This is a genomic window from Jejuibacter sp. L23, from assembly GCF_050815825.1.
GTDB classification, from domain to species: Bacteria; Pseudomonadota; Gammaproteobacteria; order Enterobacterales; family Enterobacteriaceae; genus Jejubacter; species Jejubacter calystegiae.
Window position 1 is genome coordinate 2,870,199 of sequence record NZ_CP138199.1, and the last position, 20,736, is coordinate 2,890,934.

Sequence of the window (20,736 nt, forward strand, 5' to 3'; positions counted from 1 at the left end):
CAGCCCGACGCAAAGCCGGGCGTTCTGGTGTAAAGTCAGCGGTTATCGGCGCTTTTACCCTTTCCTTTCTGCATGGTCTCTTTAAGCTGCCCCAGCAGTTCACGACGGAAGTCACCCAACCGTGGCTTATCGTCATCCATCCACGGCAGCGGACGGCACAGCTCCATAGCCTTAATGCCCAACCTTGCGGTCAGCAGACCGGCGCCAATTCCCTGGGCGGCACGGGCAGACAGGCGAGCCGCCAGATCCTGGGACATCCAGTCCATGCCCACTTCACGCACCAGTTCACTGGCCCCGGCAAAGGCAATGTTCAGCAACACCAGGCGGAACAGACGAATGCGACTGTAGTAGCCCAGCTCAATACCGTACAGCGCGGCTATGCGATTGATCAGTCGCAGGTTACGCCAGGCGATAAACGCCATATCCACCAGCGCCAGCGGGCTGACGGCGATCATCAGGGTCGATTCGGCGGCAGAGCGGCTGATAGCGCGCCGCGCCTGGGCGTCAAGCACCGGCTGTACGATACGGGCATAGAGCGCTACTACTTCGCGATCGTTCTGGGTTTCGTGAATGGCGGCATGCCAGCGTTGCAGCGCCGGATGGCTCTGATCCAGACCGGCCTGTTGCGCCAGATTCTCGCAGAAAGCGCGACCCTTGCCGGAAGCGTGGCTGGCCAGCAACTCCCTGGCCTCGTCGCGCGCCTCGGCCCTTTGGCGCAAACGCCACAGACGCCGCCATTCCCCCGCCACCGAACCGATACCGGCAGCGATAATCAGCCCCCCGGCGGCACAACCGCCCAGCGCCACCCAGTCCTGGCTCTGCCAGGCTTGCCATGCCCACTGCACGCCCTGAGCGACCGTGCTTACGACAAACAGGCCAATACCCAGCCCAACCATGCGGCGCCACAGGCTGCGGCGCGGACGCAGCGCGGCTTCCACCGCCACCTCGGGCTGACCCTCTTCCGCTGCCTCCTCCTGCTCATTCAGGGCAGGCATAAATTTTTCCGCTTCCGGCTCGCTGAAGGTGCGATTTTCCCGTAGCGCTTCCGGGGTCTCTTCCGCCAGCGGTTGTGCGAAATCCCGGCGCGGTTTCAGAGAATCATTCATCGCAGCTTGTCTCCTATTAAAAATTCCAGCGCCGCATCAAGGCGAATATGGGGCAGCGGGCTGTCCACATCCATCACCTGAGGGCGAAACTGTTCAAAACGAAAGCCCTGCTGTTCCCAGAATGCGGCGCCGGGCAGACGCTCCGGTACCTCGCCGGGGTAGACCGTCAGCGGCTCTCCATCGCTCAGGCGATGACCGCGCAGCGCCGGGATCTTCTCGCCATCCAACTCCACTAAGCCACTCTGGGTAGCCTGTACCGAGGCCAGCCCCAGGCAGTCCATCTCAATCCCTTCAAAGGCAGCATTCTGCCAGGCGTCCTGCACCAGTTGCTGAAGCAGCGACACCATATGCGGATGCTGATCGAGCGTCACATGGTCCGCCTTGGTGGCGGCAAACAGCAGCTTATCGATAACCGGCGAGAACATACGCCGGAACAGGGTACGCTGGCCGTAGTGGAAACTCTGCATCAGTTGCGTCAGCGCCAGACGCATATCGTTAAAGGCCTGGGGACCGCTGTTGAGCGGTTGCAGGCAATCAACCAGCACAATCTGACGATCGAAACGCAGAAAGTGGTCGCGGTAGAACCCCTTCACCACCTTGTCGCAGTAATAGTCATAGCGGGCGCGCAGCATTCCGAGATTGCTGCCTTTATCGGCCTGGGCCAGTTTCGATTCGCCCCAGCCATCCACGTCCGGCCAGGGGAAGAACTGCAGCGCCGGGGCGCCGGCCATTTCACCAGGCAGTACAAAGCGTCCGGGCTGAATAAAGTGCAGCCCCTGCGCTTTGCATTTAATCAGGTAATCGCTCCAGGCCGCGGCGATGGCCGCCAGCCGGTTCTCATCGGCGGGCGCTTCTGGATCCAGCCCGGCGCACAGTTCACGCCACGGGCGCGCCCATTCGGCGCGATCGCCCTGCAGCAGGCCAGTCATCTGGCGCGACCAACTCAGATAATCCTGAGCCAGCATCGGCAGATCCAGCAGCCACTCGCCGGGATAGTCGACAATCTCCAGCCACAGGGTGGAGGTCTCTTTAAAGTGACGCAGCAGGGAATCATCGGAGCGGTAGCGCAGCGCCAGCCGCATTTCGCTGACGCCGCGGGTCGGCGTGGGCCAGGCCGGCGGCGAACCGTAAAGCTGGGCCAGCCCTTCATCGTAGGTAAAGCGCGGAATGCCCAGGTCGCGCTGCGGCACTCTTTTTACGCCCAGCAGACGCTCTTCGCGCGCCGCGCTCAGCAGCGGCAGACGCGCGCCGGTATGGACATTGAGTAGTTGATTAACCATCGCGGTAATAAAAGCCGTCTTGCCGCTACGGCTCAGGCCAGTCACCGCCAGACGCAGATGCCGATCCATTCCACGGTTCATCAGCGCCTGCAGCTCATTTTTTATTCTTTTCATAGCACTCCTGTGTCACCCTCGCACGCTTATCCTGGTACCTTAGTTTACGCGATGGGTGCCGGTTCCTCATCTTTCCCGTGCCTGTGCGGGGGAAACCCCGGGCTGATGGTAATCCGGAAGGCGGACGCCGCTGTCAGAACGACAGCGGCCGCGGGCGCTTAACGCGCCGAAAAACGACGGGATAAACGGTGAGCCAGGCGGGAAAGTAGCGGCTCCAGCGCCACCGCCAGCACCATCTTCAGCGGCCGACGGGCCACCGACTTCACTGCCCAGCCGGCAACGCCTGCCGGGCCATAACGCAGCGCGGTGAGCAGTACCAGCTTACCGGCTACCCGGGCAACGGGAGCCGCTTTACGGGCGGCGTGGTTCAAACTCGCTTTCACTCTGACTTTCTCCTTACCCCGTATCACGGGTTAAAGTTGACGGAAACGGCTATGCAGCGTGTAAGCGTCGGAGGTAATGTAACGCTCCATCGCGCGCAGGCGCTGCTCGCCTTCGGCCAGTTCGGCGTCCACTTCATTCAGTATATGACCGCTGGACGCTTCCTGCCGATCTGCGCCTTCCGGCATGGGATCCAGCGCGAAAGTCAGAATCACATAGGCCACGAGGGTGAAGAAAAACAGGCCAAACAACATCGATAAAATCACGATCAGACGTACCAGCTTCACCGGTACATCAAGGTATTGCGCTATCCCGGCACATACGCCTTTCACCATACCGCGCTGTGGGATACGCCACAATTTACGCCCGGAAAAGGTCACTGCCATTATTTGTCTCTCCAGTTCGGATGTTCAGCATCAAGAATCTGTTCCAGCGCCTGAATGCGTTCCCGCATCCGCTGCGCGTCGTCATTCAGTTGCATCAGGCGCTGTCGTTCGCTCTGGGAGAGCTGACTCCCCCGCTCCTGGCGGTTGCTGTAGTGCAGCCAGAGCCAGATAGGGGCGACGAACAGCACAAAGATGGTCAACGGAATGGCTAAAAATAGCGCGCTCATGTGTACTCCTTACCGATCAAACGCAGCGGCGCGAACCGCGCCGCATGAAAGATTACTCACCGTCGCGCTGTACTTTAGCCTTTAACGCCTCCAGCTGCGCGCTGATTTCATCATCCGCTTTCAGCTCGGAGAACTGCTGGTCGAGGCTTTTCGACTTACCGAAGCGATGGCTTTCCGCTTCTGCTTCCATATGGTCGATACGACGCTCGAAGGATTCGAAACGCGCCATGGCTTCGTCCAGTTTGCCGCTGTCCAGCTGACGGCGTACGTCGCGTGAAGAGGAAGCCGCCTGATGACGCAGGGTCAGCGCCTGCTGACGGGCCCGGGTTTCGCTCAGCTTGTTTTCCAGCTCGCCAATCTCGGTCTTCATGCGATCCAGAGATTCATCCACCTGCGCGGCTTCATGCTCCAGAGAAGCGATGATTTCGGTCAGCTTCTGCTTTTCAATCAGCGCAGAGCGGGCCAGATCCTCTTTCTCTTTACGCAGCGCCAGTTCGGCTTTCTCCTGCCATTCGGCCTGCTGAGCCGTTGCCTGCTCAATGCGACGTGCCAGCTGTTTCTTCTCTGCCAGGGCGCGGGCCGAGGTGGAGCGAACTTCCACCAGCGTGTCTTCCATTTCCTGAATCATCAGTCGTACCAGCTTCTGCGGATCTTCCGCTTTCTCCAGCAGCGAGTTGATGTTGGCGCTCACGATATCGGCGAAACGAGAAAAAATACCCATAATTCAAATCCTCAGTCATGGTTCCTGCGGGCACTGTGCCCGTCTCCCTCAGGATATTGCAGAATGCGTGCCAACTTTTTAATGCATTGAAAATAAAGAAATAGTTATATTTTACCCGCCACTAAAAATCCGCTAGAGTGGTGATATTCACTAACGAGTGGTTAATTTCATCATGACCGAATACAAAGATAACCTGCTGGGCGAGGATAACCGCTTTCTGGAGATGCTGGAGCAGGTTTCGCGCCTGGCGCCGCTGGATAAACCGGTACTGGTTATTGGCGAGCGCGGTACCGGCAAGGAGCTTATCGCCAACCGTCTGCACTTTTTGTCGCGCCGCTGGCAGGGCCCTTTTATTTCGCTGAACTGCGCTGCGCTCAATGAAAACCTGCTCGATTCCGAGCTGTTCGGCCACGAGGCGGGCTCCTTTACCGGCGCCAAAACCCGTCACCAGGGGCGCTTCGAGCGCGCCGACGGCGGTACCCTGTTTCTGGACGAGCTGGCCACCGCGCCGATGAGCGTTCAGGAAAAGCTGCTAAGGGTCATTGAATATGGCGAGCTGGAGCGCGTGGGGGGCAGCCAGCCTTTGCAGGTTAACGTGCGTCTGGTGTGCGCCACCAATGCCGATCTGCCACAAATGGCGGAACAAGGCAGTTTTCGCGCCGATCTGCTGGATCGTCTGGCCTTTGAAGTGGTGCGACTACCGCCATTGCGTGAACGCCAGGCCGATATCATGCTGCTGGCGGAGCAGTTCGCCATTCAGATGTGTCGGGAACTGGCGCTACCGCTGTTTCCCGGTTTTAGCGAACAGGCCCGGAATACCCTGCTGAACTACCGCTGGCCGGGCAACATCCGGGAACTGAAAAACGTGGTGGAGCGTTCGGTATGGCGCCACGGCGCAAGCGATGAGCCGGTAGAAACCATCGTTCTGGATCCCTTCGCCCGGGACACCGCGCCAGCGCCAGTACCAGGCACAACGGCTGACAGTCTCCCGGCACTGCCACTCGACCTGCGCGACTGGCAGACTCAGCAGGAAAAAGCCCTGGTAGAAGCCAGTCTGCGCGCAGCCAAATATCACCAGAAGCAGGCCGCGCAACTGCTGGGATTAACCTACCACCAGCTGCGGGCGCTGCTTAAGAAACATCAGCTCAGTTGATTGCTACGCGGCACCATCAGGAAGACCACCACTAGCGCCGCCAGGCACAGGCCGGTATTGGCCAGCAGCGCGAACTGCGCGGCACGGGCCATGCCCAACGGCAGCAGCAGCCCATAGAGCGAAGCGGAAATCGCCAGTCCGAAAGCGCCCCCCAGCGAGCTGCCCATTTTATAGAGCCCGGAGGCCACGCCCGCTTTATCGTGCGGAGCGTGGCTAACGGCGGTATCCGTAGACGGCGTGGCGTAACAGCCCAGGCCAAGACCGAACAGCACATAGCTGGCAAACACCGTGGCCACGTAGGCGGTATCCCCCAGGAAAGTACAGGAGATAAAGAAGATGCCCAGACCGGTAAGCACCGGGCCAATCATCATCGGCAGCCGCGCGCCATAGCGCTGCAGCAGCTTTTCACCAACGCGAATCATCGCCAGTACCGTCACCAGATAGCCCATGGTCATCAGTCCGGTCTGGAAGGCGCTGAACTGGCGCCCCTGCTGCATATAGATACTGGCGATCATCATGGTGCCGATACAGCCGTTAAGCAGCATATTGGAGATAACCGCGCCGCTGTACGCCCGGTTCGCGAACAGGGAAAAGTCGATCAACGCCTGACCGCCCCGCCGCCGCTCCGCCCGGAAAAAGCACAGCGCCGTGATCACAAAACCGGCCAGCAGTCCCAGGGTTGCCGGACTGGCCCAGCCCCAGTCGCGCCCTTTGGTGATAAACAGGTTAAGCAGCACCAGCGCCGCCGCCAGCAGGATCAGACCCGGCAGGTCGAGACGATGACGTGCGGCCTGTTCGCTGCGATTCTCCTGTGCGCCGCGCAGCAGCAACAGCGCCAGCCCGGCGAACAGCATCGAGATAATAAAGATCCAGCGCCACCCTATACCGGTGGCGATAGAGCCCCCAACCAGCGAACAGAGACCGCTCCCTCCCCAGGAGCCGATCACCCAGAAACTGATGGCCCGCTGACGCGCCGCCCCCTGATACCAGGTTTTAATCAATGCCAGAGTGGCGGGCATGATGCAGGCAGCAGAAAGCCCCTGCACCGCACGCCCCACCAAAAACAGCGTCGATTCCTGGGCCAGCACCAGCATCAGGCTGCCCGCCAGACTTAGCCACAGCCCAAGCCGGGTCAGACGAACCCGGCCGAAGCGATCCGCCAGCCCGCCGCAGGCCACAATAAAACAGCCGCTAAATAACGCACTCAGACTAATGGCCAGATTCAGCGTGGCCGCCGGAATCGCCACACTGGACTTGATATCGGGCACCACATTAATGACCGACTGGGCGAACAGCCAGAATGTCAGAACGCCCAGCACAATCCCAGCCAGCCAGCGGTCGTTACCCGCGCTGCGGGGGTGTTCCAGAGATACCGTACTCATTTACCCTTCCCTCCATAATGGGAATCATGACCGGGGATCTGCGCCCCCTGGTCCGTCCTATTCAGCGCAGATAGCGCTGCGTTAGCTCACACCACAACGCAGCCGCCGGAATTATGGTGCTGTCGTTAAAGTCGTAACCAGGGTTGTGCACCATGCAGCGGTCGGCTTCGTCACCTGCGCCAACCACAAAGTAGCTGCCCTGAGGATGGTGTTTGAGCATAAAGGCGAAATCTTCGCTGCCCATAAAGGGTTTGCCTGGTTCAACGCGCTCAGCGCCAAACAGGTCGCTGGCCGCTTCACGGGCGAAATCGTTGGCCTGCGGATCGTTGACCAGTACCGGACAGCCGTTCACATGACTGACGCTGGCGCTGGCGTTAAAGCTGGCGGCCATCGTTCCGGCAATCTCCTCAATACGCTGTAGCACGGTCTCACGCACTGACTCATTCAGGGTGCGGACGCTCAGTTTCATCAGCGCCTTTTCGTTGATGATGTTGGGCGCTTCACCGGCCTGAATGCTGCCGACGGTGACCACCACCGGCTCGAAGGGGGTGATATTGCGCGACACAATAGTCTGTAACGCTGTGGCGATATGGCAGGCCACCAGGGTGGCATCCACGCAGTACTCCGGCATAGCGCCATGGCCGCCCACGCCGGTCACCTCAATATGCAGGGTGTCGGCGGAAGCCATCATAGGGCCATCGCGGAAATAGAAGTGATTGAGCTTGCCGCCCGGCATATTGTGCAGGCCATAGATACGATCGCAGGGGAAGAGATCGAACAGACCATCCTCCACCATCACCTTACCGCCGTACAGTAGCTCTTCCGCAGGCTGAAAAATCAGATTCAGCGTGCCGTTGAACTGGCGGGTTTTCGCCAGATACTGCGCGGCGCATAGCAAGATCGTGGTATGGCCGTCATGGCCGCAGCCGTGGAAGCGACCGGGAATTTCGCTGGCCCAGGGTTTGCCGCTCGCTTCCTGCATCGGCAGCGCATCCATATCAGCGCGAATCCCCAGGCTGCGCTGACCATCTCCGACCTTCAGAGTCCCCACCACCCCGGTACCCGCCAGACCCCGATGCACCTGATAACCCCACTCTTCCAGCAGACGCGCCACCAGATCGCTGGTGCGGTGCTCTTCAAAGCCTACCTCCGGATGGCTGTGAATCTGATGACGGATCTCGGTAAAGATCTCCTCCTGCTCGCGCAGGGCGGCAATAAGCTGTTGTGTCATGATGTTGTGTTCCTCTGTTTTTTTCTTTCTGCGCTTTCGAGTTTATGGTGCTTTACGGGCTTTAAAATGGCATTTTTTGTTTTAAAGTGACCTGGTACCGTCGACCACCTTTCATACAGCCTGGTTATGACAAAAAACAGGGTGTTATTTTTTGTCTTTACGGAGTACCGCCATGCCCGATCGCGACAATGCCGATTTTTCCGTAGCGCTACATGCCGTGCAGCGCTTTACCTGCTCCGGATTCCACGGCCTGACGCTGTTGCAGGTGCTGAAAGGCGAACTGAGCTGGTCGATACAGGGGCAACAGCGCCTGCTGCACGCTGGCGATATCCGGCTTATCAACCGCCATACCGACTGGAGCCTGAGCGGCGATGGCGATAATACCGTGATGGTGGTGACCCTCTCCGGCCAGTGGGTGGCGCGCTACTATCCCGATTTCTTCCGCTACGACTACCGGGTGCCGCCAGAGCCCGCCGAAGGCGCCGACTCCCCCTGGCGCACGGCGCTGCACCACGCGCTGCGGCAGGTTCTGATCGCCAGCGTGATGAAAAACGAACAACGCTACTGGCTGGAGGTAAATCGCTGGTTGAGCGAGACAATGCTGATTCTGGTGACCGGGTTTCAGTATCCGGCCCGCGACCGGGGCAGCCGCGAGCAGCGCTGGAGTCGCCGCATTACCCAGGTGGTGCAACGCATTGAGGCCAACGTTAGTCGGCGTATCAGCCTTGGCGAAATCGCCCGGGCGGAATTCGTCTCTGAAGCCTGGCTGTCGCGGCTGTTCAAGAAAGAGGTCGGGGTCAGCTTTATGCGCTTTATCACCGAGCTGCGCCTGAAAAATGCGCGGGAAGCGCTGATCGCGACCAGCAAACCGGTACATCAAATCGCCATGGAACAGGGCTTCGCCAACAATCGCCAGATGATCGACCTGTTCCGCCGCCACTACGGTAAAACCCCGAGCCAGCTGCGCCAGCAACCGCCCGATGCGGCGCTGCAGCGTAACAGCATCGTCGCCTCGCAGGCCCCGGACAGCATAGCGCCCCCGTCTCCGGCGCTGCTGTTCTCACTGCTCAACGATCGCCAGAGCGAACCGTCGCCCGCCGCCGCATTGCACTACGATATCAGCGAAGAGCTGACACTCGCCCTGAGCGATGCGCCCCGGGGGCGCCGCCAGCTGCGCCCCCGGGAGATTGTCATCACTCTGCGCGAGCTTGATGATTTGCGTCTTCAGGAAGTGCAGGAACAGCTGCGCGCGCTGAAACAGCACTTTTCGCTGGCGGTCATCGATATTCACGAACCGGTACTGAGCAGCGCGTTAATCCGGGAAGAGGCCCCCGGGACACAGCCCTTCGCCTGTGGGTGGTCAGCGTTTCAGCAGATTGTGCACTTTGTGGATGAGCTGGGCGCCGGGCTCTGCCTGCGTCTGGCCAGTGAAACCCGACGCGAACAACTGCAAGCCTTTTTGCGCCGCAGCATCGACCATTTTCCGGCACACATCATCAAACGGTGGCGCTTCTTATGGCTCTGCCCGCCGACGGTACAGCACGACCCGCAGGCCTGGCAGGATGTGCATGGCGTCGTGCGTCACTGGTTGCCGGAAGCGCATCTGGGCGTAGCGCTGCCGCTGCCGTCCGATCCTCATGCCGTCGCGGAAAGTTCGCTCTGGCAGCAGCCATGGCTGGCGGAGGCCGATTTTCTGGCCTGTAGCGCGGATGCCAATGCCCTGCTCAGTGCTGATGGCGATCGGGAAACCCAAATCCGCGCCTCTCTTGATTACCCCAGACGTCAGTTGCTGGCGATCGGCAATGCGTTACAGCGTCACAAATTAACTTTGCCGCTGCACCTGCTGGCATGGAATACCCTGACCGGTCAGACCCTGAGTGCTAACGGCGGTTTTTTCCGCGGCGCGCTGTTGATGCACAGCCTGCTGGGGCTGCCCGATACGGTACAGAGCGTCGGCTTCTGGTTGAACGCCGCGCTACAGCGCGAAGCGCTGGAAGGCGAACAGATCGATACCTCAAGCCTGGCCCTGCTATTCAACCATTCGCTGCCGCGCCCCATTTACTGGGTACTGCACTTCTGGCAGCGTCTCCAGGGGGAACGGCTGGCCAGCGGTCCTCATCATCTTCTGACCCGCAGCGGCGACTGCTATCGCCTGCTACTCAGTAATCCCCAGGTCTTCAATCCCGACCTTTCCAGCCAGCAGCGCTTTATTCAGCGCTTTCGCAAACAGCTACGCCTGAGTCTGTCGGGCCTGGCTTCCGGGCGCTGGCGGGTGAGGCAATTGCGCTTCGATCAGCAGAACGGCGCCCTGTTCCCGCTGCTGGAACCGCATCTGGCGATCCGGGGGGCGGACAGAGAAACGCTGGCGTGGGTACGCCATCGGGCGCGACCACACCATCAGTTATGGGAAACAACGCTGGATGGCCCCTGGGAAATCCATGAAGCGCTGGAGAGTAACGCGCTGGTGCTGTATGAATTGACGCCGCTATCGTCGCTATAGCACAGTTTGCAAGCGACTGCGGTACGGTAAAACACCAAACAACGCATCCGATTTTGGGAAGCCGGCCAGAGTGCTGTACACTTTGGGGATTAGCTAATGAAAACACAAAAACTTATGCGCGGAATTATTCCCCTTGTGTTACTGACGCTCGGCATTGCGGCCGGGGCGGCGCGTGCCGCACCGCCAGCCCAGAATGCCGATATTCGCGACAGCGGATTCGTCTGGTGCGTCAGCGGTCAGGTCAACACCTTTAACCCCCAGCAGGCCAGCGGTGGACTGACCGTAGATACCCTTGCCGCCCAGCTTTACGATCGGCTGCTGGATGTGGATCCTTATACCTATCGCCTGACGCCGGAGCTGGCGGAACGCTGGGAGGTGCTCGACAATGGCGCCACCTACCGTTTTCACCTGCGCCATAACGTTCAGTTCCAGAGTACCCCCTGGTTTAAGCCCACCCGGCCGCTCAACGCCGACGATGTGGTATTCAGCTTCCAGCGTATTTTTAACCGCAGCCATCCCTGGCACTATATTAATGGCGGCAACTATCCCTATTTCGACAGCCTGCAGTTTGCCGATACCGTGGAGAGCGTGCGCAGGCTGGGCAAATATACGGTCGAATTTCGCCTGAAGCAGCCGGACGCCTCCTTCCTGTGGCATCTGGCCACCCATTATGCGTCGGTGATGTCCTCGGAATACGCCGACAAGCTGGCGCAGGCCGACAGACAAGAGCAGTTTGATCGCCTGCCGGTCGGTACCGGCCCCTTCCAGCTCAGCGAATATCGCGCCGGTCAGTATATTCGCCTGGCGCGTCACCCCCACTACTGGCGTGGCGTACCCCGTATGCCTCAGGTGGTGATCGATCTGGGCTCCGGCGGTACCGGGCGACTGTCCAAGCTGTTGACCGGAGAGTGCGATGTGCTGGCCTGGCCCGCCGCCAGCCAGCTTTCCATTCTGCGCGACGACCCGCGCCTGCGTCTGTCGTTGCGTCCGGGCATGAACATCGCTTATCTGGCGTTTAACACCAATAAGCCGCCGCTGAACAATCCGAAGGTGCGCCACGCGCTGGCGCTGGCCATTAATAACCAGCGTCTGATGCAGTCCATCTATTACGGCACGGCCGAAACCGCTGCTTCTATCCTGCCGCGGGCCTCCTGGGCTTACGATAATGAAGCCGAGGTCACCGAATTTAATCCGGAAAAATCGCGCCAGCAGTTAAAAGCGCTGGGCATCGAAAATCTGCAACTCCAGCTGTGGGTGCCCACCAGCTCTCAGGCCTGGAACCCCAGCCCGCTGAAAACCGCCGAGCTGATTCAGGCCGACCTGGCCCACGTGGGGGTAAAAGTTAATATCGTGCCGGTGGAGGGCCGCTTCCAGGAGGCGCGTCTGATGGAGATGAATCACGATCTGACGCTCTCCGGCTGGGCCACCGACAGCAATGACCCGGACAGCTTTTTCCGTCCGATGCTGAGCTGTGCCGCCATTCGCTCCCAAACCAACTACGCCCACTGGTGCGATCCTCAGTTCGATCAACTGCTGCACCAGGGGCTGCGCTCGCAGCAACTGGCGTCGCGTATCGAGGCCTATGACAAGGCCCAGGCGCTGCTGGCCCGGGAGCTACCGGTGCTGCCGCTGGCCTCCTCCCTGCGCCTGCTGGCCTATCGCTATGACATTCAGGGACTGGTGCTCAGCCCCTTCGGTAGCGCCTCGTTTGCCGGTGTCTTCCGTGAACAACCTGGCGGAGTGAAAAAGCCATGATCATCTATACGCTTCGGCGTTTGCTGTTACTGCTGGTAACGCTGCTGCTGCTGAGCGTTGTGGGCTTTAGCCTGAGCTACTTTACGCCCCATGCGCCACTGCAGGGCGCGTCGCCCGGCAATGCCTGGACTTTCTGGTTTACCAGCCTGCTGCACTGGGATTTCGGCGTTTCCAGCATTAACGGCCAACTGATTAACCAACAGCTGCGCGAGGTCTTTCCGGCCACGCTGGAACTCTGTTTCTTCGCATTTAGCGTGGCGCTGCTGGTAGGGATCCCGATTGGAATGCTGGCGGGCGTGATGCGTGACAAGTGGCAGGATAAGCTGATTACCGCGCTGGCGCTGCTGGGATTTTCGATTCCAGTGTTCTGGCTGGCGCTGCTGCTCACGCTGTTTTTCTCCCTCACCCTGGGCTGGCTGCCGGTATCCGGACGTTTTGATCTACTCTATGAGGTAAAAGCCACCACCGGTTTCGCACTGATCGACGCCTGGCGTTCAGACTCCCCCTGGCGCCACGAAATGGTGGTCAGCGCCCTGCGCCATATGGTGCTGCCAGTGCTGACCCTGGCGGTGGCCCCCACCACCGAGGTGGTGCGACTGGTGCGTAACAGCACTATCGAGGTTCTGGAGCAGAACTATATTAAGGCCGCGGCTACCCGTGGCCTGTCACGCCTGACGATTTTGCGCCGCCACGTGCTGCACAACGCGCTGCCGCCGGTGATCCCGCGTCTGGGGCTTCAGTTTTCCACCATGCTGACCCTGGCGATGATTACCGAAATGGTATTTAGCTGGCCCGGCGTGGGCCGCTGGCTGATTATTGCTATCCGCCAGCAGGACTACGCCGCGATTTCCGCAGGCGTGATGACCATTGGCACCCTGGTGCTGGTGGTCAACGTGCTGTCCGATATCTTAAGCGCCATGGTTAATCCGCTGAAACATAAGGAATGGTATGCCCTACGATAGCGTCTATAGCGAGAAACGGCCGCCGGGCGCGCTGCGAACCTCGTGGCGCCAGTTCTACGGCGATACCAGCGCCATGGTCGGCCTGTATGGCTGCGGCGGTTTGCTGATCCTCTGCCTGTTCGGTACTCTGCTGGCCCCCTACGGCATTAATCAGCAATTTCTGGGTTACCAGCTGTTACCCCCTTCCTGGTCACGCTATGGGGATGTTTCCTTCTTCCTGGGGACCGACGATCTGGGACGCGATGTACTGAGCCGTCTGCTGAGCGGCGCACTGCCCACCGTCGGATCCGCCTTTGTGGTGACCCTGGCGGCGACCCTGTGCGGGCTGCTGCTCGGCATTTTTGCCGGGGCCACCCACGGCCTGCGCTCGGCGATTCTTAACCATATTCTGGATACCCTGCTCTCCATCCCCTCGCTGCTGCTGGCTATTGTGGTGGTGGCCTTTTCCGGCCCCAGCCTGGGCAACGCGATGTTCGCCGTCTGGCTGGCGATACTGCCACGTATGGTGCGCTCAGTGTATATCATGGTTCACGACGAGCTGGAAAAAGAGTACGTGGTGGCGACCCGGCTCGATGGCGCTTCCACGCTGAATATTCTCTGGTATTCGGTACTGCCCAATACCGCACCGCTGCTGGTCAGCGAAATCACCCGCGCCCTGTCGATGGCGATTCTCGACATCGCCGCGCTGGGTTTTCTCGACCTGGGCGCCCAGCTCCCTTCCGCCGAATGGGGCGCGATGTTGGGCGATGCCCTTGAGCTGGTCTATGTGGCCCCCTGGAGCGTGATGCTGCCTGGTGCTGCCATTATGATCAGCGTGCTGTTGGTTAATCTGCTCGGTGACGGCGTGCGTCGCGCTATCATCGCGGGAGTCGAGTAATGGCGTTATTGGATATTCGTAATCTGACCATTGAATTTCGCACCAGCGAAGGTTGGGTAAAGGCGGTGGACCGCGTCAGTATGACCCTGAACGAGGGGGAAATTCGCGGCCTGGTGGGAGAATCCGGTTCCGGGAAGAGCGTGATCGCCAAGGCGATTTGCGGCGTCACCAAAGATAACTGGCGGGTCACCGCCGACCGCCTGCGCTTTGACGATATCGATCTGATGCGTCTGACGCCGCGCCAGCGCCGCCGTCTGGTGGGGCATAACGTTTCGATGATTTTCCAGGAGCCTCAGTCCTGTCTGGATCCCTCCGAGCGCATCGGTCGTCAGCTGCTCCAGAGTATTCCCGGTTGGACCTGGAAAGGCCGCTGGTGGCAGCGTTTCGGCTGGCGTCGGCGCCGGGCTATCGAGCTGCTGCACCGGGTAGGGATTAAAGATCACCGCGATGCCATGCGTAGCTACCCCTATGAGCTGACCGAAGGCGAATGCCAGAAGGTGATGATCGCCATCGCGCTGGCCAATCAGCCGCGACTGCTGATTGCCGATGAGCCGACCAACGCTATGGAGCCCACCACTCAGGCCCAGATCTTCCGCCTGCTCAGCCGTCTGAATCAGGTCAATAACACCACGATTTTGCTGATCAGCCACGATCTGCAAATGCTGACCCAGTGGGCCAACCGTATCAACGTGATGTACTGCGGCCAGACGGTGGAAAGCGCCACCAGCGAAGAGCTGATTAGCACGCCGCATCACCCTTATACCCAGGCGCTGATTCGGGCGATACCCGACTTCGGACGCGCTCTGCCCCATAAAAGCCGACTCAACACGCTGCCGGGCGCTATTCCACTGCTGGAGCATCTGCCCATTGGCTGTCGTCTGGGGCCTCGCTGCCCCTACGCCCAGCGCAAATGTATTGAAACTCCGCGCCTGCGCGGCGCCAGGAGCCACCTGTTTGCCTGCCATTTCCCGTTGAATATGGAGAGGGAGTGAGATGGTCGAAACCTTACTGGAAGTCCGGAATTTAAGTAAGACCTTCCGCTACCGCACTGGCCTGTTCCACCGCCAGACCGTTGAGGCGGTTAAGCCGCTCAGCTTCACACTGCGCGAACGCCAGACCCTTGCCCTGATCGGCGAGAACGGCTCCGGAAAATCAACGCTGGCAAAAATGCTGGTCGGAATGATAGCGCCCACCAGCGGCGAGCTGCTGATTGACGATCATCCCCTGCACTATGGAGATTACGCCTTCCGCAGCCAACGGATCCGCATGATTTTTCAGGATCCCAGCACCTCCCTGAACCCGCGTCAGCGCATATCGCAGATCCTCGAACTGCCCCTGCGCCTGAGCAGCGAGCTGGAGCCGGAACAGCGGCGACGCCATATTATCGACACCCTGCGCCTGGTGGGATTGCTGCCGGATCACGCCAGTTACTATCCGCATATGCTGGCGCCGGGACAGAAGCAGCGTCTGGGGCTGGCCCGTGCGCTAATCCTGAACCCGAAGGTGCTGATTGCCGACGAGGCGCTGGCGTCGCTGGATATGTCGATGCGCTCTCAGTTGCTTAACCTGATGCTGGAGCTTCAGGAAAAGCAGGGGCTCTCCTACATCTATGTTACCCAGCATCTGGGCATGATGAAGCATATCAGCGATCAGGTGATGGTGATGCATCAGGGAGAGGTGGTAGAGCGTGGCAGTACGGCTGACGTACTGGCTTCGCCACTTAACGATCTCACCAAACGGCTGATTGCCGGGCATTTCGGCGAAGCGCTGACCGCCGACGCCTGGCGTAAAGATCGTTGATTACCTCACGAAGTTGATAAAAATCATTGCTCAAAACCGCTGGCCGAGGGTAATGTGCGTGCGCGCGGAACCTCGTTGCGCGCGTATATGCCTTCATTCCTCCAGGGGAGGGTCCGGAACAATACAAAACAACCCTTACCGGACAGACACCAGTTAATGATGATAGTTTATGGTGGCCCGGCTTCTGCCGGGTTCTTTTCCCCTCTTATCCCGCCCCTCCGACCACGTGGAAAAATATCGACACGGCCCCCATGCTGTGGGATATAATTCAAAATTGACTTTGAATGATTTACTTAGCTTTGGTCAGCGTCGAATCGTATAAGACGTATTTTAAGTAACTAAGTAACAACTATAAGGATTAACTGCTATGGGCTTTCTTGCCGGCAAACGTATTCTGATCACTGGTGTCGCCAGTAAACTTTCCATCGCCTACGGTATCGCACAGGCTATGCATCGCGAAGGGGCTGAACTGGCATTCACCTACCAGAATGAAAAGCTGAAAGGCCGTGTGGAAGAGTTTGCCGCCGCACTGGGCTCAAACCTGGTATTCGAATGCGATGTAGCGGAAGATGCCAGCATTGAAGCGCTGTTTACCGAAGTGGGTAAAGTCTGGCCGAAATTCGATGGTTTCGTACACTCCATCGGCTACGCCCCGGGCGATCAGCTGGATGGCGACTACGTTAACGCCGTCACCCGCGAAGGTTTCAAAATTGCTCATGACATCAGCGCCTACAGCTTCGTTGCCATGGCGAAAGCCTGCCGCGAAATGCTCAATCCGGGCTCTGCGCTGCTGACCCTCTCCTACCTGGGCGCCGAGCGTGCTATCCCTAACTACAACGTGATGGGTCTGGCTAAAGCGTCTCTGGAAGCGAACGTACGTTACATGGCCAACGCCATGGGTCCGGAAGGCGTGCGCGTTAACGCCGTTTCTGCCGGTCCGATCCGTACTCTGGCGGCTTCCGGTATCAAAGATTTCCGTAAGATGCTGGCCCATTGCGAAGCGGTTACCCCGATCCGTCGCACCGTCACCATCGAAGACGTAGGTAACAGTGCCGCTTTCCTGTGCTCCGATCTGGCGGCAGGTATCTCCGGCGAAGTAGTACACGTAGATGGCGGCTTCAGCATCGCCGCCATGAACGAACTGGAACTGAAATAAGTTTCACGCCGTTAACAGGCAGGCCTCAGGCCTGCCTTTTTTATACCCCGAATCCCGTCAGCTACCGCTATATACCATTCTGATATTTATTATCACCCGCCATTCTTTCACTTCCCTTCTCGCTTACGTCAGGATAGTTCTGAACCCCGATCCGGCTCGCTCCCGGCCCCGGATGTATTCTTTAAGATCCAAGGAACGCTCATGGAACAGCGCCGCTTTTCCGGCAAAAGCCACTGGTATCATGAAACCCAGTCCAGTCTCTGTCCGGCGGACATCCTGCCGTTAGTTCCCGAGGCCGCCGGTGTGGCCGACCCCTTTTATCTCGATCTCGCTGAGGCTTGCGAACAGTCAGCCCCGTGGCTTAACGCCGCCAGATCCCTGGCCCACCAGCTGTTGCCGGAAAACCTGGAGACCAGCAGGCTAAATACCCTTAGCTGCTACGACCGCCTCAGTACCGCGCTTACGGTGGCCCAGGTCTATGGCGTTCAGCGCTTATGTAATCACTATGCGGCCCGTCTGGCGCCGCAGCCCGGCCCAGATTCGTCGCGCGAAAGTAATCATCGCCTGACGCAAATTACCCAGTACGCCCGCCAGCTGGCGAGCCATCCGACGTTGATTGACTCCCGGGCCCGTCAACAGCTTGCCGGAGTAGGGCTTTCCGATATTGATATTATCCATTTTCACCTGATTATCGGCTTCGTTGGCTTTCAGGCCCGGGCGGTGGCGGCAGCGCAGGCGCTGGCAGGCTTTGACGTCCGCTGGCTACCGGGGATGGAGATGCAGCAACCCGCCGCCGCGGAGCATTTCAGCCACACCGGCGACGGCTGGCGCAGTGAACTGTGCCGCAATGCGCCGGGAACGCTTTCCGAACGTCTGGAGCCACAGCAGCTACCGCTGCGTCTGCGCCCTCTGGCTCCGCTGTTTATCCAGGATAACCGCTCACAGGCGGATCTGCTCACTCTCAGCCGTCACTTTGATGCCGGAACGCCAGAGAAGCTGCTCTGCACCCTGTTGAGTGCGCGTATCAACGGCAGCGTTATCTGCTTTAATGCTGCCGCCCGGCGCTGGGTCATGGACCAAACCCTGCCAGACGCGATGCGCAACGGCGAGCGCGCCCTTCAGGCCTGGGGGCATAATCATCCGCGAGAAAGCGCCATCATTCAGGCGCTGCAATTATTGATTCGCGCGCCAGGAAACTTTGGTCACGGCGCCATTCAGCCATTACGCACCCAGGGCATTTCCGATGCCGACATCAACCACCTGCTGCTCTGCTGTGCCCTGTGTGGCTGGTTTGACCGCATGATGGTAGGTCTGGGCGAGTGGGAATAAGCAGAAACAGCGCTTGCTGCGCGGGGCGGATTCGCGTAAAACTGTCAGCCGCTCTTTAGGCCACGAAAACTCAGAGATATGTTTCAGGATAACCCGCTGCTAGCGCAGCTTAAACAGCAACTTCATTCTCAGACGCCGCGCGCTGAAGGCGTGGTAAAAGGTACGGAAAAGGGATTTGGCTTCCTCGAAGTTGACGCCAATAAAAGCTACTTTATCCCGCCGCCGCAGATGAAAAAAGTGATGCACGGTGACCGAATCAGAGCTGTGATTCATGAGGATAAGGGTCGCGAAAGCGCCGAGCCGGAAGAGCTTATCGAGCCATTCCTGACGCGTTTTGTTGGCCGGGTTCAGAAGAAAGATGACCGTTACGCTATCGTACCGGACCATCCGCTACTCAAAGATGCTATCCCCTGCCGTCCTGAACGTGGTCTGAAGCATGAATTTAAAGAGGGTGACTGGGCCGTTGCAGAAATGCGCCGTCATCCCCTCAAAGGCGATCGCAGCTTCTACGCTGAACTGACTCGTTATATCACCTGGGGCGACGATCACTACGCCCCCTGGTGGGTGACGCTGGCGCGCCATAATCTGGAGAAAGAGGCGCCGGACGGCGTCGCCACCGAAATGCTGGACGAAGGGCTGACCCGTAAAGATCTGACCGGACTACCGTTCGTCACTATCGACAGCGCCAGCACCGAGGATATGGACGATGCCCTCTATGCTGAACAGGACGATCGGGGCGACCTGCACCTGACCGTCGCCATTGCCGATCCTACCGCGTGGATCGCACCGGGTAGCCGACTGGATAAGATCGCCCGCGAACGCGCCTTTACCAACTATCTGCCGGGATTCAATATCCCGATGCTGCCGCGCGAGCTTTCTGACGATCTCTGCTCTCTGCGCCCTGATGAAACGCGTCCGGTACTGGCCTGCCGCATGAGTATTGGCGCCGATGGCGCTATCGGTAGCGATATTCACTTCTTTGCCGCCACTATTCAGTCCCGCGCCAAACTGGTCTATGACGAAGTTTCCGACTGGCTGGAGCAGAAAGGCGACTGGCAGCCTCAGGACGACATTATCGCCCGGCAGATTACCCTGCTGCATCGCATCTGCCAACTGCGCGGGGAATGGCGCCATAACCACGCGCTGGTCTTTAAGGATCGCCCTGATTACCGCTTTGTTCTCGACGAAAACGGCTATGTACTGGATATCGTCGCCGAGCCGCGTCGTATCGCTAACCGTATCGTGGAAGAGTCGATGATTGCCGCCAACGTCTGCGCCGCTACCGTGCTGCGCGATCGTCTGGGCTTTGGTATCTACAACGTCCATACCGGTTTTGACCCGGCTAATACCGAACAGCTGGCGACTATGCTGAAAAGCCACGGCATGCACGTGGACGCCAACGAGGTACAGACCCTGGAAGGCTTCTGCAAACTGCGTCGCGAGCTGGATGCCCAACCCACCGGCTTCCTGGACAGCCGTATTCGCCGCTATCAGTCCTTTGCTGAAATCAGCACCGAGCCAGGCCCGCATTTTGGTCTGGGTCTGGAAGCTTACGCCACCTGGACGTCACCGATTCGTAAGTATGGCGATATGATCAACCATCGCCTGCTTAAGGCCATCGTCAAAGGTGAAAGCGCTGAACGTCCGCAGGATGAGGTCACCGTACAGATGGGTGAACGTCGTCGTCTTGGCCGTATGGCAGAGCGTGATGTCGGCGACTGGCTCTACTCGCGCTTCCTGCAGGATAAAGCCGGTACCGATACCCGCTTTAGCGCTGAAATTATCGATATCAGCCGCGGCGGTATGCGTGTACGTCTGGTAGATAACGGCGCCGTCGCCTTTATTCCGGCCCCTTTCCTGCACGCCGTGCGTGATGAACTGGTATGCAGCCAGGAAAATGGCACCGTACAGATTAAAGGTGAAACCGTCTATAAGGTCACTGACGTTATCGATGTCACCATCGCCGAAGTACGTATGGAAACCCGCAGTATTATTGCTCGCCCGGCGAGCTAACCCGTCTCAGGGCGCGACCTTGCGTCGCGCCCTGCTCCCGCTTTACGCCCCGTAGCTATAAGATGTTCCTGTACGTTGCTGGCGCCCGCTGCGTTTTTTCTGCATCATAGCGCTATCGACACCACAAGGAGCTGAAGCCGATGTCAACACTCGATCCCCGTAGCGTCGCCCGCCGCATTGATACCGTGCTGGATATTCTGGTGGGCGGAGATACCGTTTCCGCTATTCGCAATCTGGAAATCCTCAGAGAGGAGCTGCTGACCAAAGTCCGGGAAAGCGGCGAAGATGAACGCCCTGCGCAAAAATCCCCCTGGGAGATCTGATCTTCCTTACCGACGCCCTGATGGGCGTCACACTTCCCGC

The 20,736-nt window shown here is 59.2% G+C and carries 19 protein-coding genes; 11 read left to right on the top strand and 8 right to left on the bottom strand.

Translation table 11 applies throughout. The annotated features are described in order from the left end of the window. Window positions 1–35: 35 nt before the first annotated feature. The 6 genes from SCU88_RS13290 to pspA form a co-directional block, all read right to left on the bottom strand. Window positions 36–1,106, bottom strand: coding sequence for a TIGR01620 family protein (locus tag SCU88_RS13290; protein ID WP_175340595.1), 1,071 nt, complete (start codon window positions 1,104–1,106; stop codon window positions 36–38). Further along, window positions 1,103–2,500, bottom strand: a complete 1,398-nt coding sequence (locus SCU88_RS13295; RefSeq protein ID WP_138097709.1) for a YcjX family protein — start codon at window positions 2,498–2,500, stop codon at window positions 1,103–1,105. The genes SCU88_RS13290 and SCU88_RS13295 overlap by 4 nt, the downstream gene beginning before the upstream one ends. A gap of 158 nt (window positions 2,501–2,658) precedes the next feature. Continuing rightward, the gene (gene pspD, locus SCU88_RS13300; protein WP_138097710.1) at window positions 2,659–2,883 is read right to left on the bottom strand and encodes a phage shock protein PspD; all 225 of its coding nucleotides are present in this window, start codon (window positions 2,881–2,883) and stop codon (window positions 2,659–2,661) included. Window positions 2,884–2,913: 30 nt separating this feature from the next. Further along, window positions 2,914–3,267 (bottom strand): envelope stress response membrane protein PspC, encoded by a 354-nt coding sequence (pspC, locus tag SCU88_RS13305; RefSeq protein WP_138097711.1) that lies wholly within the window; start codon window positions 3,265–3,267, stop codon window positions 2,914–2,916. After that, window positions 3,267–3,494 (bottom strand): envelope stress response membrane protein PspB, encoded by a 228-nt coding sequence (gene pspB / locus SCU88_RS13310; RefSeq protein WP_138097712.1) that lies wholly within the window; start codon window positions 3,492–3,494, stop codon window positions 3,267–3,269. Before pspB ends, pspC begins: the two co-directional genes overlap by 1 nt. 52 nt (window positions 3,495–3,546) lie before the next feature. Next, window positions 3,547–4,215, bottom strand: a complete 669-nt coding sequence (gene pspA, locus SCU88_RS13315; protein WP_138097713.1) for a phage shock protein PspA — start codon at window positions 4,213–4,215, stop codon at window positions 3,547–3,549. A gap of 157 nt (window positions 4,216–4,372) precedes the next feature. On the opposite strand from pspA, the gene pspF reads away from it, so the two are divergent. Beyond that, on the top strand, window positions 4,373–5,368 hold the full coding sequence (gene pspF, locus SCU88_RS13320) for a phage shock protein operon transcriptional activator (RefSeq protein WP_175340596.1): 996 nt from the start codon (window positions 4,373–4,375) through the stop codon (window positions 5,366–5,368). Here pspF and SCU88_RS13325 read toward each other — a convergent pair. Beyond that, window positions 5,356–6,750, bottom strand: coding sequence for an MFS transporter (locus tag SCU88_RS13325; protein ID WP_175340597.1), 1,395 nt, complete (start codon window positions 6,748–6,750; stop codon window positions 5,356–5,358). The two genes, pspF and SCU88_RS13325, sit on opposite strands and share 13 nt — an antisense overlap. Before the next feature lie 61 nt (window positions 6,751–6,811). Further along, the gene (locus SCU88_RS13330) at window positions 6,812–7,981 is read right to left on the bottom strand and encodes an amidohydrolase (protein WP_175340598.1); all 1,170 of its coding nucleotides are present in this window, start codon (window positions 7,979–7,981) and stop codon (window positions 6,812–6,814) included. 172 nt (window positions 7,982–8,153) lie between these two features. Here SCU88_RS13330 and SCU88_RS13335 point away from each other — a divergent pair, with 172 nt between their 5' ends. From SCU88_RS13335 to SCU88_RS13380, 10 genes are all read left to right on the top strand, one after another. Beyond that, window positions 8,154–10,481 (top strand): helix-turn-helix domain-containing protein, encoded by a 2,328-nt coding sequence (locus SCU88_RS13335; protein ID WP_175340599.1) that lies wholly within the window; start codon window positions 8,154–8,156, stop codon window positions 10,479–10,481. 114 nt (window positions 10,482–10,595) lie between these two features. Then, the gene (sapA, locus tag SCU88_RS13340) at window positions 10,596–12,236 is read left to right on the top strand and encodes an ABC transporter substrate-binding protein SapA (RefSeq protein ID WP_138099257.1); all 1,641 of its coding nucleotides are present in this window, start codon (window positions 10,596–10,598) and stop codon (window positions 12,234–12,236) included. Beyond that, window positions 12,233–13,198, top strand: a complete 966-nt coding sequence (gene sapB, locus SCU88_RS13345) for a putrescine export ABC transporter permease SapB (RefSeq protein ID WP_138097718.1) — start codon at window positions 12,233–12,235, stop codon at window positions 13,196–13,198. The genes sapA and sapB overlap by 4 nt, the downstream gene beginning before the upstream one ends. Further along, window positions 13,185–14,075: a putrescine export ABC transporter permease SapC gene (gene sapC / locus SCU88_RS13350; RefSeq protein ID WP_138097719.1), complete on the top strand. Its 891-nt coding sequence runs from the start codon at window positions 13,185–13,187 to the stop codon at window positions 14,073–14,075. The genes sapB and sapC overlap by 14 nt, the downstream gene beginning before the upstream one ends. Further along, window positions 14,075–15,067 carry a putrescine export ABC transporter ATP-binding protein SapD gene (gene sapD, locus SCU88_RS13355; protein WP_138097720.1) on the top strand — a complete coding sequence of 331 codons (993 nt, stop codon included), beginning with the start codon at window positions 14,075–14,077 and terminating at the stop codon, window positions 15,065–15,067. The genes sapC and sapD overlap by 1 nt, the downstream gene beginning before the upstream one ends. A 1-nt stretch (window position 15,068) precedes the next feature. Continuing rightward, entirely contained in the window at window positions 15,069–15,875 is an 807-nt protein-coding gene (gene sapF / locus SCU88_RS13360; RefSeq protein WP_138097721.1) for a putrescine export ABC transporter ATP-binding protein SapF, read from the top strand. A 367-nt stretch (window positions 15,876–16,242) separates the two neighbouring features. Continuing rightward, complete coding sequence (fabI, locus tag SCU88_RS13365) at window positions 16,243–17,031, top strand: enoyl-ACP reductase FabI (protein WP_138097722.1); 789 nt, start codon at window positions 16,243–16,245, stop codon at window positions 17,029–17,031. A 201-nt stretch (window positions 17,032–17,232) separates the two neighbouring features. After that, window positions 17,233–18,360, top strand: a complete 1,128-nt coding sequence (locus SCU88_RS13370) for a carboxymuconolactone decarboxylase family protein (RefSeq protein ID WP_175340600.1) — start codon at window positions 17,233–17,235, stop codon at window positions 18,358–18,360. Between the two features lie 78 nt (window positions 18,361–18,438). After that, window positions 18,439–20,373 carry an exoribonuclease II gene (locus SCU88_RS13375; protein ID WP_175340601.1) on the top strand — a complete coding sequence of 645 codons (1,935 nt, stop codon included), beginning with the start codon at window positions 18,439–18,441 and terminating at the stop codon, window positions 20,371–20,373. A gap of 140 nt (window positions 20,374–20,513) precedes the next feature. Further along, complete coding sequence (locus tag SCU88_RS13380; RefSeq protein WP_138097725.1) at window positions 20,514–20,696, top strand: hypothetical protein; 183 nt, start codon at window positions 20,514–20,516, stop codon at window positions 20,694–20,696. The last annotated feature ends 40 nt before the right edge of the window (window positions 20,697–20,736 follow it).